The following is a 16038-nucleotide window of genomic DNA, read 5'->3' as shown; positions in this document are numbered from 1 at the left end:
AAGGGAGTTTAGCTCAGCTGGGAGAGCATCTGCCTTACAAGCAGAGGGTCAGCGGTTCGATCCCGTTAACTCCCATATTCAAGCGGGTGTAGTTTAGTGGTAAAACTACAGCCTTCCAAGCTGTTGTCGCGAGTTCGATTCTCGTCACCCGCTTTGAACGAAAGTTCATACCAAGTTTTCGAACTTGGGCGCGTAGCTCAGGTGGTTAGAGCGCACGCCTGATAAGCGTGAGGTCGGTGGTTCGAGTCCACTCGTGCCCATTTTAATAATATTATGGTCCGTTGGTCAAGGGGTTAAGACACCGCCTTTTCACGGCGGTAACACGGGTTCGAATCCCGTACGGACTATATATTCGGAGGATTACCCAAGTCCGGCTGAAGGGAACGGTCTTGAAAACCGTCAGGCGTGTAAAAGCGTGCGTGGGTTCGAATCCCACATCCTCCTTAGGGACGAATAGTATTAACGCGGGATGGAGCAGCTAGGTAGCTCGTCGGGCTCATAACCCGAAGGTCGTAGGTTCAAATCCTGCTCCCGCAATAGTTGGCTCGGTAGCTCAGTTGGTAGAGCAATGGATTGAAGCTCCATGTGTCGGCGGTTCGATTCCGTCTCGCGCCATAATTTTATAATCGGAAGGGTAGCGAAGAGGCTAAACGCGGCGGACTGTAAATCCGCTCCTTCGGGTTCGGGGGTTCGAATCCCTCCCCTTCCATAACCTTTACGGGCATAGTTTAAAGGTAGAACTAAGGTCTCCAAAACCTTCAGTGTGGGTTCAATTCCTACTGCCCGTGTTTAAATATGGCGGGTGTGGTGAAGTGGTTAACACACCAGATTGTGGCTCTGGCATGCGTGGGTTCGATCCCCATCACTCGCCTATTTATTATTATTGGGGTATCGCCAAGCGGTAAGGCAAGGGACTTTGACTCCCTCATGCGTTGGTTCGAATCCAGCTACCCCAGTTAAAAACTTGAGCCGGCGTGGCGGAATTGGCAGACGCGCTGGACTCAAAATCCAGTGTCCTCACGGACGTGCCGGTTCGACCCCGGCCGCCGGTATAGCTTAAGTTTACTGAAGAGACAAGGTTTGTGGACCTTGTCTTTTTACTTTTATTCGTTTAATTTCTAATGCTGAGTTACTAGAAATTACTAATTTTATAACAAATCATCTAATTTATCCGCTAATTTTTGTTGTTTGCTTGGATACAAATGAGAGTATGTATCTATTGTGGTAGTTATAGAAGCATGGCCTAATCTTTCTTTTACGACAAGATAATCTTCTCCTTGATTTATTAGCAGTGAAGCATGTGAATGCCTGAAGTCATGAATTCTTATTTTTTTTAAAGAACTATCTCTTTGCAATATTTTTTTATATTGTTTTTCGATTGAATCTTTAGTTATCGTAATAGGGCTATTTTGAAATATCTGTAGATCATCTAGGTTAGTTGTGAATTCTTTTAATCTTTCATGCTGTGTTTGCCTCCATTCTTCTAGTGTCTCCACTAGTTTGGTGTTCATGATGATTCTTCGGGTTCCAGCTTTTGTCTTTGTACTACTAATGTGTTCTTCACCTTTTTTAACGTATATTGATTTACTTACATGGATTGTATTTGTAGAAAACTCTATGTCCTTCCACGTTAGAGCAAGAGCTTCTCCGAGTCTTAGACCAGTAAAAAATAGAACTGTGAATAGTAATTTTATATTGTATTCATCGTTGGTAAATAGTGTTAAGAAGTGCTTAAATTCTTTTACTGTCCAGTAATTTAATTTTGCTTTTTCTATTGGTAGTTTTTTCAGTAATCCTACGGGATGTTCCTTGTAAAATCCCTTTCTTAATCCAACATCCAGAATTTTCTTTAGTAAAATAATAATTTTATTAATAGTATTTGGACTTAGCTTTTTTTCTGAGTTTTGAGCATTTTTATCTCTTAGATGTTCTCTGAATTGATAGATATCTTCATAAGTTAATTTAGCTACATCATCAACTTTTTCAAAATAGTTTTTTATATGCCTGTTATAGTTGTTTTCTTGTGTATCTATATAGCTTTGTTTTCTGTTGTTTATTTTATCCTCTTCTTTTAAGAGATCATAAAGGATATCAATTGATATTTTTGAGTTGAAACTTTTTTCTTTAAGTTCGACACTTCGTAAGTATTGTTCGGCCTCCAATGCTTCTTTTTTAGTTTTGAATCCTTTTCTTACAATTCTACGTTGTTTTAGAGATATTGGATTTATACCATTGGAAACATCGACAATCCAAGTTCCGTCTCTACTTTTACGTAAAGCCATAAGCTACGCTTCTTTCTGGAGTTCAATTCCTAATAGTTCTTCTGCGACACTGGCTGGAATTGTACCAATCCGTTTGTTATCGTAGATGTTAAAACCACGATTCACTAATAGTAATTTGCCGGTATGGATAATCTTTCTTGCAGTTCCTGGAGCAAATCCAAGTTCGATAAGGTCATCTTTTGTTACAGTTTTAATCATGTGATCTCCTTTTCTAATTAGATTAAGTAAGGGGAGGATTAACTCCCCATGTCTGATACTTATTTTTGTTTTACATCTACTAAATGGATAGCATCCGCCTTGTAGTACATTGTCGTACTAATCATAGTAGCTTGTAAATTGTCAAATGTAACTGGTACTTCATCCATTGCTTGGATATAGTCATTATCAACTAATGCTTCTGGATTATCTACAGAGACTTGGGTTGATTTCTTTTTGAATTGTCCATCCTTGATCGTTACATTGTATTTCCAACCAATGATTTTATCGGTATTAAAACGTCTTTCGCTACCATCTCGGTTTTTGATAATTTCTCCGTTTGCATCTGCTCGGACTTCCGTTTCAAATTTTGGAATGACTTCATCCAATTCAAATTTTGTTCCAATGTTATTAAAATTCCAGTCATTTTGTGAGAGCATTTTTGCCATAGTTAATTTCTCCTTTTGATATTTTCTTTGATTGTAGGGATCAAATCCTCTCTTTTAAAGAGTATTGCCCTTTCTATTAATCCACTTGCTAAATCTGGTGGATATTCCATATTGTTGAGTGCGAGATAGTTAGATTTCTCATACTCATGCAGTAAATTATTGTCGTATAGAAATTTATAAGCTTTTAGAATAGCCCCTGAACCTTTATAGGTAAACCATTCTAATTTTTGTTCTAGTTCTGTTTTTGGTTTTGAAATAATGATAGAGACAGGTTTTGAGTGACCTAAAAACTTTTCCCAAGATCTCAAGGGTTTTGAGAAGTGACTATCACTATAGAACCTCACTTTTTCTTTGAGATATCCCTTGGTAAAGTTGAGAAGATCTATTTCTGAATGCAACCATTCTTGAATGAAGTAGTGAGCTTTTTCTTTCCTAAGTTCTAACTCAGTTCTTATCCAATTTTCTATATACCGCTTGCTGATGCCGAGCTTCTCAGCTCGTTCTAAGCGCTTATCGTAAATTCTAAGTCTTTCATCATCATTGGGTTTTCTCAAATATAAGGTCTGGCCGATTGTTTCATCTCCGTAGGTATTGTAGTAGGTGCTTTTTCCATATATAAAGCGTTTCTTCTGACAGATCTTTAGAAGCTGATTAGGAGTGAAATAGGGAGTTTCATTAAAATCATCTATAGCAATATCAATTCGTCTGATTGAAAAACGATTGTAATTGTAGTAGAGATTGTTCAGAAACTGTCTTTCGGACAGACTATTTGGATCTAATACCATATCTCCATAGAACTCGAGTGCCTGTCCTGACATGACAAGCATGTAGGACGACTCTTTCGCTCCATAGTAGATACGGATATTCCCATAATGAAGCTGGCTATCATAGTTATAGTATTTAAGGCTCCCTTTATTCTCAATAAATAGGTCATAGTCAAGAAATAGAATGTCTTCGATTATTTCTCTTGGCGAAAACTCAGTCTTATCAAACTGAATTTGAATCCAGTCAAATACAGAACGTAAATGCTCATTTTTTGCCATAGATTTTGATTCAACTTTTTGCCTAATTTTGCCACCCTTGAAATCTCCAAAACCCTTGGTAATACTGAATTCTTTCGATGGTACACCTAACTTGCAGAGGGTGGTGTTACTACACACCCTATCGGTCAAAAATGGTCCGTCCGCATCTACGCTCATTTTCGGCTTTCTGCCTCATGGCTCAGCCGAAAACTCGCTATTAGCCGAACCTATTTTTTGACCTCTTGTTAACAAACCCTAGTAAGCCGGTTTGCATCGACTCTTCAATATCTTGGATTTTCTTTTTTAGGTTGGAATTCTCAATTTGTATCAGTCGCATTTCTCGCTTAAATTCCTGTTTTAAGGCGCTCAGTTCATCGTAGAGCTCATCTATTACTTGGTTTAGGGATTCTTGCTCATTGTCTGCTAGACTCCCAAATACGGCTTGTATAGCCTCTTTTAGACCTATTTCAAGTTTTAGTTTAGCTAACTTTTGAAATTGTCTAAGGTCTTCGTCTGTAAAATCATAGGCAACTGTATAACTTAATTGATGAGTTCTGGGATTTCTACTGATAGGAACTTTAATTTTCTTAAATTCCTTGCCACTTATCTCTTTAATCAGTTGAATCCAATTTTTAAGAGTAGAGGTAGAGTTTAGGCCAGAAATTTGATTGACTAACTCTTTATTGGTCATCTTTTTGTGAAACCTCCGAAATTTTCTTGTGCAACTGAAGAGTTTTCTGTGGTATAATTGTTACATAATATGTTTTGATCTTGGAACGAACGGCACATTTGTTTCAAGATTTTTTATTTTGTCGAATCCTACCTCCTTTATTAAAATTTTTTAAATCGACTACTAGTTACATACGCTTTTACCTCCTTTTATGCTATAATATTCTCAATGGAATATTCAATCTCAAAATAAATATTCCTTATGGAATAATTCTATTTTATACCGTTTAGAATATTTTGTCAAGCTAAAATATACGAATAAGAATATCTATAGGAGAATTATGTATACAGAGGATTATAAATTTTCAGAGAGGTTAAAAACTCTCAGAAAATCAAAAAAGTTAACTCAAGTACAAATATCGGAATTAATTGGAGTTCAACAAGGGACATATTCTCGGTGGGAGAATGGAACGTTAGAACCAGGATTAGAATTCGTTGTGAAATTAGCAAATATCTTTGGGACTACTACAGATTATTTGCTGGGACAAAAACCTTATTCAATTATCAGTAGTTTACCTCTAGAACAATTAGATCTTACCAATATTGCAAACTTTTCAAAGGATGAGTTTGATATTTTGAAACATTCAATAGCAGTTTCGGTGGCAAGAAATAAAATAAAGGCAACAGAACTAAAAGATAGAGTTATAGAAAAAAATCAGTTGTCAGAAAAAGATGCAGAACTTTTGAATAAGATTTTTGAAGAAGTTAAAACTTATTGGGAAAATTAGGAGGACGCTAGTCTTCAAAATTCCCTCCCAAAATGTGTCCAAAATATTGACAGAATTCTAGCTTTTCATTATAGTTCTTATGGAACTTTTTTTCTACAACAAAATAGGCTCCATAATATCCATAGGGGATTTACCCACTACAAATAGTATAGAGCCGGTTTTATTAATGTCCTGCATTTCCTAATAAGTTAACCATGACAACACCAATGATAATCAAAATTAAACCGATAATGCTATAAACATTTAGTGTTTCTTTGAAAATCATTACTGCGATAGAGGCTATCAAAACTAAACCGACAGCTGACCATGTTGCATAAGCTATTCCTACAGGAATTTTTTGCATTGCTAGTGATAAGAAATAGAAACAAACGCCATAGCTAAGTAGGGCAGAAACGGTTGGAATAGGCTTTGTAAAACCGTCTGATAATTTCAAAAGGTTAGTTCCCAATATCTCTCCTACAATGGCGATAAAAAGATAAAAGTATGACATGTCTTTAACCTCCTATATGTCATGTTTTTGCTCTAAGAGCTATTATAGCTATCCGTTTTTTATAAATCTTGGCACAAGTCATGAGAATTTGTAGTAAAACTGTGGCAGACACTTTTTCAGAACCAATAGCTGATAAGTTTAGTATATCATAAGATAAATTTTAAATAAAGTCTTGATTTATTTCAATGTCTTGCGTGGTCTCGATTTTACTGGTAAAATTACTTTTAAGAACTTTAAAAAAGAGGCTTCTATATTTGACAAAACAATGACTTGTTGTCCCGAATGTGGGCATCCTTTGGAGAAAAAATTTTTAAAAGATGAGGGAGATATTCCTTATTGTTCACAATGTGCGAGTTTTCGTTTTCCAGTCTTTAATACAGCAATTAGTGCGATTTTATTTAATGAAAAACATGATAAGATTCTCTTGATTAAGCAATATGACATGGCTGAGCATATTTTGCTAGCTGGTTATGTGTCTAATGATATTCACAACCAATTTCTACAATCATTAAAGGCAATTAATTTAGCCTCTCTTATTACGGATATGGGTAATAAAATTGCACAAAACTAGTCCAAAACTCTTTTTAATAAGGAGTATACTTTCTAGCATTTTATAGTTACTAAAAAGTATCTAAACTTTGGAAGTGATACTAAGTTTTAAAAAATATTATGGAAAAAAAGCTTATAAAATCAATATTTCTGAGATTTAAAACTAATAATATTAGACTCAAAATCCAGTGTCCTCACGGACGTGCCGGTTCGACCCCGGCCGCCGGTATAGCTTAAGTTTAGCGAAGCGTTTTAGCTTCTTTTTTTGTTTTTTCTTTAATATTTATTTGCAAGCTAAATAGAAGGTTGTTTTGTGATTTTGCTTGTAAATTTATACTTAACTTGTGTAATGGTTACGGAAGAATTTTATAATTAAATGCCTTTTAAGATCTAGAATGCTAATATGAGTCAGCTCGCTTTGTTCTTTTTTATTCTCTGATTGAGTTTTATTTAGGGTTTAAGAATCTAATTGTATGATTAAATATTTTTTGTGAAAAGCATCTGATCTTTACTGAAAATTCTTGACTCTTTTCTTTTTTGTGGTATAATTAACCAGTAAAGCTTTAACTGGTTAAGAGAAGGAGGAGGAAATGACTCATTTAGCAGAGAAGATCGATCAATTTTTAAATGAAGTTATTTTGAAAGCAGAAAATCAGCATGAGATTCTGATTGGTTCTTGCACGAGTGATGTGCCTTTAACCAATACGCAGGAGCATATTTTGATGCTTTTGTCTGAGGAATCTTTGACAAATTCTGATTTAGCAAAAAAACTGAATGTGAGTCAAGCTGCGGTGACCAAGGCTGTGAAGTCTTTGGTTCGGCAAGAGATGCTGCAAGCCTTTAAAGATAAGAGAGATGCACGGGTTACCTTTTACCGTTTGACTGACTTAGCTCAGCCGGTTGCAAAGGAACATCAGCATCATCACGCACATACTTTGGAGACTTATCAAAAATTGGCAGAGCAGTTTTCTGCTAGTGAACAGGCGACAATCGCGAAGTTTTTGGAAGCCTTAGTGGGAGAGATTGGCAAATGAGATATATCACAGTTGATAATCTTTCCTTTTACTATGACAAGGAGCCTGTGCTAGAGCATATTCATTATTTTCTAGACAGTGGTGAGTTTGTAACTTTGACGGGGGAAAATGGAGCTGCTAAGACGACTCTTATCAAGGCTAGTTTGGGTATTTTGCAGCCTAAGCATGGGGAAGTGAAGATTTCCAAGACTAATGTGCGAGGCAAGAAACTGCGGATTGCCTACCTACCTCAGCAGATTGCTAGCTTTAATGCTGGTTTTCCTAGTACGGTATATGAGTTTGTTAAGTCGGGACGTTATCCACGCAAGGGTTGGTTTCGTCATTTGAATGAGCATGATGAGGAGCATATCAAGGTAAGTCTGGAGTCGGTTGGAATGTGGGAACATCGGGATAAGCGAATTGGTTCTCTCTCTGGCGGGCAAAAGCAGAGGGCTGTGATTGCTCGGATGTTTGCTTCGGATCCGGATATTTTTGTTCTTGATGAGCCGACAACAGGTATGGATGCAGGCAGCAAGGATGAATTTTACAAGCTCATGCACCATAGTGCTCATCAGCATGGGAAAGCTGTCTTGATGATTACACACGATCCGGAAGAAGTTCGTAAATATGCCGACCGCAACATTCATCTGGTTCGTAATCAGGACTCGCCTTGGCGCTGTTTCAATGTGCATGAAAGCGACAATAGTCAGGAGGTGAGTCATGCTTAATCTATTTTCCTATGATTTTATGCAGCGAGCCTTCTTGGCAGTTATTGCCATGAGCCTCTTCTCACCGATTCTGGGGACCTTCCTGATTTTACGTCGGCAGAGCCTTATGAGTGACACCCTCAGTCACGTTTCATTGGCAGGTGTAGCTTTTGGCTTGGTTCTTGGACTATCGCCCACTCTCACAACGGTGCTTGTCGTCATTGCCGCAGCAGTCTTCTTAGAGTATCTGCGGACTATCTATAAGAATTTCATGGAAATCGGAACGGCCATTCTCATGTCAACCGGCTTAGCTATTTCCCTGATTGTTATGAGTAAAGGCAAGAGTTCTAGCTCGATGAGTCTGGACCAGTATCTATTTGGATCCATTGTGACTATCAGTAGGGAGCAGGTGATTTCTCTCTTTGTCATTGCTGCTGTGGTGCTTGTCTTGACCTTCCTCTTCATTCGCCCCATGTACATCTTGACCTTTGATGAGGATACGGCCTTTGTGGATGGGCTGCCTGTGCGTACCATGTCCATTCTCTTTAATATCGTGACGGGTGTTGCGATTGCCCTCATGATTCCAGCTGCGGGAGCCTTGCTAGTTTCGACCATTATGGTCTTGCCAGCCAGTATTGCTCTGCGGATTGGGAAAAATTTCAAGTCGGTTATTTTGCTGGCAAATGCCATTGGTTTCTTTGGTATGATTGCCGGACTTTATATTTCTTACTATGCAGAGACGCCAGCTAGTGCTAGCATTACGATTATCTTCGTCAGCTTGTTCTTGCTGGTCAATCTGGTCAAAAAATTTATGAAATAGGAGCAGAAAATGAAAAAAATTAGCTTACTATTAGCAGGTTTACTGAGTATTTTCTTAGTAGCTTGTTCTAATCAAAAAAATGCAGATGGCAAGCTCAATATTGTCACAACTTTTTATCCTGTTTATGAGTTTACCAAGCAGGTGGCTGGAGATGAGGCCAATGTTGGACTTCTAATCGGGGCAGGTACAGAGCCGCATGATTATGAGCCTTCAGCTAAGGCAGTTGCGACGATTCAGGATGCAGATGCCTTTGTCTATGAAAATGAAAACATGGAGACTTGGGTTCCAGATTTGATAAAAAACTTGAAAAATAAGGAAGAAAAGGTTATAAAGGCGACTGGAAATATGCTCTTGCTGCCTGGTGGTGAAGAGGAAGAAGACCATGACCATGGTGAAGAGGGACATCATCATGCCTATGATCCCCATGTCTGGCTGTCACCGAAGCGAGCTATTAAAATGGTGGAGAACATCCGTGATAGCTTGAGCAAGTCTTATCCTGACAAGAAAGCGGCTTTTGAGAAAAATGCAGCGGCTTATATCAAGAAGCTGGAAGCCTTGGATAAAGAATATGAAGATGGGTTGGCCAACGCCAAGCAAAAGAGCTTTGTCACTCAGCACGCAGCCTTTAATTATCTAGCATTGGACTATGGCTTGAAGCAAGTTCCAATTTCTGGCCTTTCACCAGACAGTGAGCCATCCGCTTCACGCTTGGCTGAATTGACCGAGTATATCAAGAAAAATAATATCAAGTATATCTACTTTGAAGAGAATGCTTCTCAGGCTCTGGCTTCTACATTGGCTAAGGAAACAGGGGTAGAACTTGATGTCTTGAATCCGCTGGAAAGCTTGACTGAAGAGCAGACCAAGGATGGGGCAGACTATGTTTCTATCATGCAGGCCAATCTAAAGGCTCTCAAGAAGACAACTGACCAAGAGGGAGCGGAGATTGCAGCCGAGAAAGAAGAAGACGATAAGACAGTGCAAAACGGCTACTTTGAAGACAGTGCCGTCAAGGATCGGACCTTGTCTGACTATGCTGGCGAGTGGCAGTCTGTTTACCCTTATCTGAAAGACGGGACCTTGGACCAAGTCTTTGACTACAAGGCTAAGCTGACTGGAAAAATGACGGCAGCTGAATACAAGGACTACTATGACAAGGGCTACAAGACAGATGTTTCCAATATCAATATCACAGACAAGACTATGGAATTTGTGGTAGATGGAAAATCCAAGAAATATACGTATAAATACGTTGGCAAGCACACTTTGACTTACTCTAAGGGAAATCGTGGAGTTCGCTTCATGTTTGAAGCGACAGACGAGGATGCTGGGGAGTACAAGTATGTTCAGTTTAGCGACCACAACATTGCACCGACCAAGGCGGCTCACTTCCATATCTTCTATGGTGGCGAAAGCCAGGAGGCACTCTTTGACGAGCTGGAAAACTGGCCAACCTACTATCCAAGTAAGTTGACTGGTCAAGAAATTGCCCAAGAAATGTTGGCGCACTAATATAAATAAAGTAAGAAGACGGGACTAGCCCGTCTTCTTTTTTGTATATCGGAAAATGATGATAAAAACACTTGACAAATTACGATTACAAATGTAAACTAATAAAGAGTTAGATTACAAATGTAAATGATAAGGGAGTGTTAAACAATGGAACAGCAAAATATTAGCCAAGCAGAATGGCAAGTGATGCGTGTGCTATGGGCGTATCCACACAGTCGCAGTACAGAGATTATAGCTCGTTTGGAAGCCGATTTTTCCTGGAAACCGGCAACCATCAAGACTCTTTTGAATCGTCTGAAGACCAAAGAATTTATCGCTATGGAAAAGATCGAGGGTAAGTTTTACTATGATGCTCGGATTTTAGAAGCGGACCATCTGGAAAGTACTTGGCAGGCTCTTTTTGACAATATCTGTAACACTAAACATGGAGACCTTTTGATTTCGATGATTGAGAGAAGTCAGTTCAGTCAAGGGGACTTGGAGCGGCTCAGTCAGGTCATCGATAAGAAGAGAGCTTCGGCTCCTTTGGAAATCAAATGCCACTGCCCACAAGGCCAGTGTCGTTGCGGGCATGGAAAGGAGGCGCATTGATGAGCGAGAAGAAAGAATACAAGCTTTCAGGTATGACCTGCGCTGCCTGTGCTATGACGGTAGAGATGGCGGTCAAGGACTTAGAAACGGTTGAGGACGTCAGTGTCAATCTGGCGACAGAACGTCTCAGTTTGCTTCCTAAGGCGGGATTTGACAGCCAGCAAGTGCTGGATGCTGTAGCCGAGGCTGGTTATCAGGCAGAAGAAAAAGGAAAAGACCGACCGTCTGATGTAAGCGAAGAAGCTGTGATTAAAGCTCAGAAATTGCAAAAAAAGAAACAAGAGTTACTGATTCTTTTGATTACGGCTCTGCCTTTGCTTTATATCTCAATGGGTAGTATGGTCGGTCTTCCTCTGCCTAGCTTCTTAGACCATATGGTGCATCCCTTGGTCTTCGTTCTGTCACAACTACTTTTGACTCTGCCTGCTGTGTGGATTGGTCGTGGTTTCTATCAGAGGGGATTTCGCAATCTTATCAAGCGACATCCCAATATGGATAGTTTGATTGCGGTGGGAACCAGTGCAGCATTTCTTTATAGCCTCTACTCGGTCAGTCAGGTTTTTCTAGGTCATCATGCCTTTGTTCATCAGCTCTATTTTGAGTCTGTTGCAGTGATTATTGCCTTAGTTCTTCTGGGTAAATATCTGGAAAGTTCAGCCAAGGGTCGAACGTCTCAGGCGATTCAGTCTCTGCTTGAGCTAGTACCTAGTCAGGCGACAGTGATTCGCTATGGAGAGGCTGTGACCATTGATACGGAGGAAATCCGAGTTGGAGATATTATCCGTATCAAGCCAGGAGAGCGTATGCCGGTAGATGGCCTTGTGACGGAGGGGCAGACCTTTGTGGATGAGTCCATGATGACTGGTGAAAGTGTCCCGATTGAAAAGAAGGTCGGCGATACCATTACCAGTGCCACAATCAATCAAAATGGTAGTATTGATTACCAAGCAACTAGGGTGGGTTCGGATACGACCTTAGCTCAGATTGTCAGATTGGTGGAGGAAGCGCAAGGGTCTAAGGCACCGATAGCGGCTTTGGCCGATAAGATTTCGCTCTATTTTGTCCCGATTGTGCTAAGCTTGGCTACTTTGTCCGCGCTTGGCTGGTATTTTCTAGCTGGTGAGAGTCTTAGCTTTTCCCTGTCAATCTTTATCGCAGTTCTGGTCATTGCCTGCCCTTGTGCGCTGGGATTAGCCACTCCGACAGCTATTATGGTTGGGACTGGCAAAGGGGCTGAAAATGGGATTCTGATTAAGTCTGGACAAGCTTTGGAAGCGGCTTATCAGCTGGGCACCATTGTTCTTGATAAGACTGGGACGATTACGGTCGGTAAGCCTAGTCTGACAGATCTGCTGCCCTTGAGTGATTTTAGTCGGTCTGACTTGTTGCAGCTAATAGCCAGTGCTGAGCAGCATTCTGAGCATCCTTTGGCTCAGGCTATCTTGGAAGCAGCTGAAGAGGAGGAGCTTGACTTGCTGCCTGTCAGCCATTTTGAGGCCATTGTTGGCCGAGGTTTGTCAGCTCAGGTTGAAGGTAAGCATCTTCTGGTGGGAAATGAGTCTTTGATGAAAGAAAAGAACATTGACAGCAGTGCCTTTCAAGAACAGTTGTTAGAGCTGTCCAAGGAAGGGAAGACAGCCATGTTTGTCGCAATAGATGGACAGCTGACAGGTATTTTAGCGGTAGCAGATGAGATGAAGTCTAGCAGTCTGAAGGCGGTGCAGGAGCTCCAGTCTATGGGGCTGGAAGTTACCATGCTGACAGGGGATCGTGAGGAAACAGCGACAGCTATTGCCCAGAAAGCTGGCATCCAAAAAGTCATCGCAGGTGTATTGCCAGATGGTAAGGCCACTGCTATCAAGAACTTACAGGAAGCTGGGAAAAAACTGGCTATGGTCGGAGACGGTATCAATGACGCACCGGCTCTGGTTCAGGCAGATGTGGGAATTGCCATCGGATCAGGCGCTGATGTAGCTATTGAGTCGGCAGATGTAGTGCTCATGCATAGTGATTTGCAGGATGTAGTCAAGGCTATCAAGCTCAGCCAGGCGACTATCCGCAATATCAAGGAAAATCTTTTCTGGGCTTTTGCCTACAATACACTGGGCATCCCGATTGCTATGGGGCTATTGCATCTTTTCGGCGGTCCCTTGCTCAATCCTATGCTGGCTGGTCTGGCCATGAGCTTGAGTTCAGTATCAGTTGTCGTCAATGCACTGCGTCTAGGACGCTTTAAAATGAAGGAATATACGGAGGAATGAATCTATGAAACAAACAGTTCAGTTAGAAAATTTATCTTGTCAAAATTGTGTCAAACACGTCACCCAGCACTTCCTGTCTATGGAGGGAGTGTCAGATGTGGTTGTGGACTTAGAACAGCAGACAGCCCAAGTCACGACTGATAAGCCTTACGGTGCATCTGATTATGAAGCAGCTCTGGCAAAAACAATCTACAGGGTTCTGGATGTGGCAGAAGCTGAATGAATAAAGTCAGTAGTTTTGCTCCTGCCTAGTTGCTAGAATTCTTCTTGTAAAAAGCGATAAAATAATCTATAATGTTACTAATCATATGATTTATCTTATTGTGAGAAAGAGGAGAAAAATGAAGAAAAAAGCTTTACCTTTTTTACTAGCAGGAGCTGCTTTATTTGCTATGACAGCTTGTTCAAAGGGCAGTGCTACGAATCAATCAGAGACGCCTGCTAGCAGTACTGGCTCAGTATCAAGTTCTGTGGAGCAGGTATCCAGTCAATCAACTGCAGCAGCATCTTCAGCGGCTAGCAGTACTAGCTCAGAGAGTGCGAGCACAGAAAAAAACAAGGAAAAGAAGGAAGCGATGGACATTTCAGCACTTGCAAATGGTAATTATGCTAGCGTTAAAGGAACCTGGCAGGATGCTTCTGGCAACCAGCTTGTTTTTGATGACAAGGGCTTGGTTTCAAGTGTTTATGAATTGTACGGAGCTTCTCTGACAGACTATGGTACTGCTGCTGGCGGTGTCTACGGCGGAGAAAGCGGAGGTTTTCTGATTGAGTTTCTTCCCAAGGGAGTTAAGGTCGCAGACAAGGAAAACTTTACAGATAATTCAGATGTTGGTCAAGACAGAATCTGGACAGGAGTTGGCCTGAATAGCTTTGACGAACAAGGTAGCTTCTATTATCGAGTAGATTAAACGAAGCTTGGTGCTTAATTTTATAGCTTATATGTTGACGAGAGCAGAAGACTATCTGCTCTCTTTTCTTTGGGAGAGTAAGAAATTTTACAGACAAAAAAAGCCTGCCTAAATTAGGTGGGCTTCATAATTTTGAGTTGAATTAGGATTCACTGTGAGGTGTTATAAACTGATCCATAGGGGTTGAAATCACATTCAGGAAGAGCTTGGCGAAATCCTCTGCTGGCATAGGATCTTCTTTGATAATCCAAATTTCAATGAGGGAATTAATCCATCTAACAACAATTTCCGTAGCCATTTCTTTTGGAATTCCCAATTTTTTAGAGTCAATTTCCAAATTTTGCACGACCCACTGAGTGAAGAAGGTAGATAGATAGTCACTCCAGAAAGGATCGATAGCTGTAGTGTAGAGCACCTTCATCCATTTCCTATGTTCATAAAGGGTAGGAATCATATGTTGGGCAAAGAAACAGAATGGATTTTCTCCATTTCCTTCTTCGTAGCTTTCATACAGGGGCAAAAACGGAGTCATAATTGTCTGGCGGATGTATTGGATAATATCTTCAACATTACTAAAATGTTTTTTATAGATAGCCTGGCGCGATAGACCAGCTTGTTTTGCAATCTCTGAAAAAGTAAAATAAGACTTTTCAGGATTTTGCTCTGCCAGCTCAATTAAGGCATTGACGACTTTGTCTCGAGTATCTTGGGGCATAAGTACCTTCCTTCTTTTATATTAAGTTCTTGCTGGTATGTCTAAAAAATAGAGCAGACTCCAACAAAGCAGTTTACCATTTGTCAACTAAAATGATAACACTTTATAGAGAAAATGTCCAATTATTTTTAAAATTTAATATAAAAAAACCAGTCTTCCCTTACAAGGACCGGTTCTGTCATTTCTCTGTTTTTCTTCTAGTTGGTTATGCGATAACAATTTTGTTTGAAGGACCAGCTGGACTATCATAGGCAGCAAAGCTGGTTAGGGGTGAAGATACAAGGTTGAGAAATGTCTTAGAGAACTGCTTGCAAGGAACGGGGTCATCCTGAGTGATCCAATTCTCGATAAGAGAACTAATCCAGCCGGCCAGCAGTTGATTGGCCAGGTCTTCAGGAATACCTAATTTTTGGTGGTCAAGATTTAGATTCTGCTCGATCCAGTCCTTGTAACTGGCAGTAATAAAATCGCTCCACAGGGGATCGACAGAACTAGTATATAATATTTTAATGCGTTGGCGTTGCTCATAAATAGCGGGAAGAATCGTTTGAGCCAAAAAGGTGAAAGGATCTAAGTCTGCTTCAGCATTGTTGCTATTCCAGTTGGGAGCAAAGGCTTGCTTCACCATATCTTGGCGAATATATTCGATAATTTCAGTAGTGTTATTAAAGTGTCGTTTGTAAATAGCCTGTCTGGACAAACCGGCTTCTTTAGCGATTTCTGTAAAGGTAAAACGCGACCTGTCTGGCTGTTTATCTGCTAATTCAAAAAATGCATCCAAAATCCTATCTCGTGTATTAAGAGCCATAATTTTATCCCTCCTATACCATTTTACTTTTTCTGTCTTAAATAAGCTAGAAAATAGCCCAGAATTTTTACTAAAAAAGTTTACACATTGTTAAATGGAAAAATTTTTAGTTTAATTTCTGGACATCATGTCTGTTTAAAAACTGGACGATTTCACAAAAATGTACATAAATCAAGCCGATAATTCTTTTATTTTAACAAGTTAATATGATAAAATAATAAAAAATCTTATCAGAAGTCAAATAGAAAGTGTAGTT

Annotated in this window: 18 protein-coding genes and 12 tRNA genes; 22 read left to right on the top strand and 8 right to left on the bottom strand. The window is 40.0% G+C overall.

Annotation, left to right across the window (positions count from 1 at the left end; all coding sequences use genetic code 11):
• Positions 1-2 precede the first annotated feature (2 nt).
• The 12 genes from O3620_RS04485 to O3620_RS04430 all read left to right on the top strand — a co-directional run bounded on the left by O3620_RS04485 (position 3) and on the right by O3620_RS04430 (position 1052).
• A tRNA-Val gene (locus O3620_RS04485) sits at positions 3-75 on the top strand.
• 7 nt (positions 76-82) lie between these two features.
• Positions 83-153: transfer RNA gene (locus tag O3620_RS04480), tRNA-Gly, on the top strand.
• Between the two features lie 33 nt (positions 154-186).
• A tRNA-Ile gene (locus O3620_RS04475) sits at positions 187-260 on the top strand.
• Positions 261-275: 15 nt separating this feature from the next.
• Positions 276-347, top strand: a tRNA-Glu gene (locus O3620_RS04470).
• Positions 348-354: 7 nt separating this feature from the next.
• Positions 355-444, top strand: a tRNA-Ser gene (locus O3620_RS04465).
• 19 nt (positions 445-463) lie between these two features.
• Positions 464-537: transfer RNA gene (locus O3620_RS04460), tRNA-Met, on the top strand.
• Positions 538-542: 5 nt separating this feature from the next.
• Positions 543-615: transfer RNA gene (locus tag O3620_RS04455), tRNA-Phe, on the top strand.
• Between the two features lie 13 nt (positions 616-628).
• Positions 629-709 (top strand) — tRNA-Tyr (locus O3620_RS04450).
• Between the two features lie 8 nt (positions 710-717).
• Positions 718-788, top strand: a tRNA-Trp gene (locus O3620_RS04445).
• 10 nt (positions 789-798) lie between these two features.
• Positions 799-871: transfer RNA gene (locus O3620_RS04440), tRNA-His, on the top strand.
• Positions 872-884: 13 nt separating this feature from the next.
• A tRNA-Gln gene (locus O3620_RS04435) sits at positions 885-956 on the top strand.
• 12 nt (positions 957-968) lie between these two features.
• Positions 969-1052: transfer RNA gene (locus tag O3620_RS04430), tRNA-Leu, on the top strand.
• A 96-nt stretch (positions 1053-1148) separates the two neighbouring features.
• On the opposite strand, the gene O3620_RS04425 is transcribed toward O3620_RS04430, so the two are convergent.
• From O3620_RS04425 to O3620_RS04405, 5 genes are read right to left on the bottom strand one after another with little or no spacing between them, the layout of a single operon-like run.
• Positions 1149-2282 (bottom strand): site-specific integrase, encoded by a 1134-nt coding sequence (locus O3620_RS04425; RefSeq protein ID WP_061599442.1) that lies wholly within the window; start codon positions 2280-2282, stop codon positions 1149-1151.
• Between the two features lie 3 nt (positions 2283-2285).
• On the bottom strand, positions 2286-2480 hold the full coding sequence (locus tag O3620_RS04420) for a DUF3173 domain-containing protein (protein WP_000598356.1): 195 nt from the start codon (positions 2478-2480) through the stop codon (positions 2286-2288).
• Between the two features lie 59 nt (positions 2481-2539).
• Entirely contained in the window at positions 2540-2926 is a 387-nt protein-coding gene (locus O3620_RS04415) for a hypothetical protein (RefSeq protein WP_061599443.1), read from the bottom strand.
• Between the two features lie 2 nt (positions 2927-2928).
• Positions 2929-4125 (bottom strand): replication initiation factor domain-containing protein, encoded by a 1197-nt coding sequence (locus O3620_RS04410; RefSeq protein ID WP_371601471.1) that lies wholly within the window; start codon positions 4123-4125, stop codon positions 2929-2931.
• 40 nt (positions 4126-4165) lie between these two features.
• Positions 4166-4639, bottom strand: coding sequence for a hypothetical protein (locus O3620_RS04405; protein WP_371601469.1), 474 nt, complete (start codon positions 4637-4639; stop codon positions 4166-4168).
• Positions 4640-4958: 319 nt separating this feature from the next.
• Between O3620_RS04405 and O3620_RS04400 the strand changes: the two genes are divergently transcribed.
• Complete coding sequence (locus O3620_RS04400; RefSeq protein ID WP_000287814.1) at positions 4959-5405, top strand: helix-turn-helix transcriptional regulator; 447 nt, start codon at positions 4959-4961, stop codon at positions 5403-5405.
• Between the two features lie 163 nt (positions 5406-5568).
• Here the strand turns inward: O3620_RS04400 and O3620_RS04395 are convergent, their stop codons facing one another.
• The gene (locus O3620_RS04395) at positions 5569-5895 is read right to left on the bottom strand and encodes a multidrug efflux SMR transporter (protein ID WP_049518302.1); all 327 of its coding nucleotides are present in this window, start codon (positions 5893-5895) and stop codon (positions 5569-5571) included.
• A gap of 172 nt (positions 5896-6067) precedes the next feature.
• On the opposite strand from O3620_RS04395, the gene O3620_RS04390 reads away from it, so the two are divergent.
• The 9 genes from O3620_RS04390 (at position 6068) to O3620_RS04350 (ending at position 14259) form a co-directional block, all read left to right on the top strand.
• Positions 6068-6466 (top strand): hypothetical protein, encoded by a 399-nt coding sequence (locus O3620_RS04390; protein ID WP_049496811.1) that lies wholly within the window; start codon positions 6068-6070, stop codon positions 6464-6466.
• Positions 6467-7034: 568 nt separating this feature from the next.
• A complete protein-coding gene (locus O3620_RS04385; protein WP_002919891.1) occupies positions 7035-7478 on the top strand; it encodes a zinc-dependent MarR family transcriptional regulator in 444 nt (147 codons plus the stop codon).
• On the top strand, positions 7475-8185 hold the full coding sequence (locus tag O3620_RS04380; protein ID WP_002919890.1) for a metal ABC transporter ATP-binding protein: 711 nt from the start codon (positions 7475-7477) through the stop codon (positions 8183-8185). Before O3620_RS04385 ends, O3620_RS04380 begins: the two co-directional genes overlap by 4 nt.
• Positions 8178-8984: a metal ABC transporter permease gene (locus tag O3620_RS04375; RefSeq protein ID WP_002919889.1), complete on the top strand. Its 807-nt coding sequence runs from the start codon at positions 8178-8180 to the stop codon at positions 8982-8984. Before O3620_RS04380 ends, O3620_RS04375 begins: the two co-directional genes overlap by 8 nt.
• Positions 8985-8993: 9 nt before the next feature.
• The gene (locus O3620_RS04370; protein ID WP_371601468.1) at positions 8994-10496 is read left to right on the top strand and encodes a zinc ABC transporter substrate-binding protein AdcA; all 1503 of its coding nucleotides are present in this window, start codon (positions 8994-8996) and stop codon (positions 10494-10496) included.
• A gap of 147 nt (positions 10497-10643) precedes the next feature.
• The gene (locus O3620_RS04365) at positions 10644-11087 is read left to right on the top strand and encodes a CopY/TcrY family copper transport repressor (protein WP_125383369.1); all 444 of its coding nucleotides are present in this window, start codon (positions 10644-10646) and stop codon (positions 11085-11087) included.
• A complete protein-coding gene (locus O3620_RS04360; RefSeq protein ID WP_371601467.1) occupies positions 11087-13348 on the top strand; it encodes a heavy metal translocating P-type ATPase in 2262 nt (753 codons plus the stop codon). The genes O3620_RS04365 and O3620_RS04360 overlap by 1 nt, the downstream gene beginning before the upstream one ends.
• Positions 13349-13352: 4 nt before the next feature.
• The gene (locus tag O3620_RS04355) at positions 13353-13571 is read left to right on the top strand and encodes a heavy metal-associated domain-containing protein (protein WP_343092299.1); all 219 of its coding nucleotides are present in this window, start codon (positions 13353-13355) and stop codon (positions 13569-13571) included.
• 85 nt (positions 13572-13656) lie between these two features.
• Positions 13657-14259, top strand: a complete 603-nt coding sequence (locus O3620_RS04350; RefSeq protein WP_371601466.1) for a DUF6287 domain-containing protein — start codon at positions 13657-13659, stop codon at positions 14257-14259.
• A gap of 142 nt (positions 14260-14401) precedes the next feature.
• Here O3620_RS04350 and O3620_RS04345 read toward each other — a convergent pair whose 3' ends face one another.
• A complete protein-coding gene (locus tag O3620_RS04345; RefSeq protein ID WP_002896832.1) occupies positions 14402-14974 on the bottom strand; it encodes a TetR/AcrR family transcriptional regulator in 573 nt (190 codons plus the stop codon).
• A 205-nt stretch (positions 14975-15179) separates the two neighbouring features.
• Positions 15180-15782, bottom strand: coding sequence for a TetR/AcrR family transcriptional regulator (locus O3620_RS04340; RefSeq protein WP_002896831.1), 603 nt, complete (start codon positions 15780-15782; stop codon positions 15180-15182).
• Positions 15783-16038 lie beyond the last annotated feature (256 nt).

Origin of the sequence: Streptococcus sp. 27098_8_134 (assembly GCF_041431675.1) — a bacterium.
In the GTDB taxonomy this organism is placed as follows: Bacteria; Bacillota; Bacilli; order Lactobacillales; family Streptococcaceae; genus Streptococcus; species Streptococcus sanguinis_R.
This window is presented reverse-complemented; position numbering and strand designations above follow the sequence as displayed.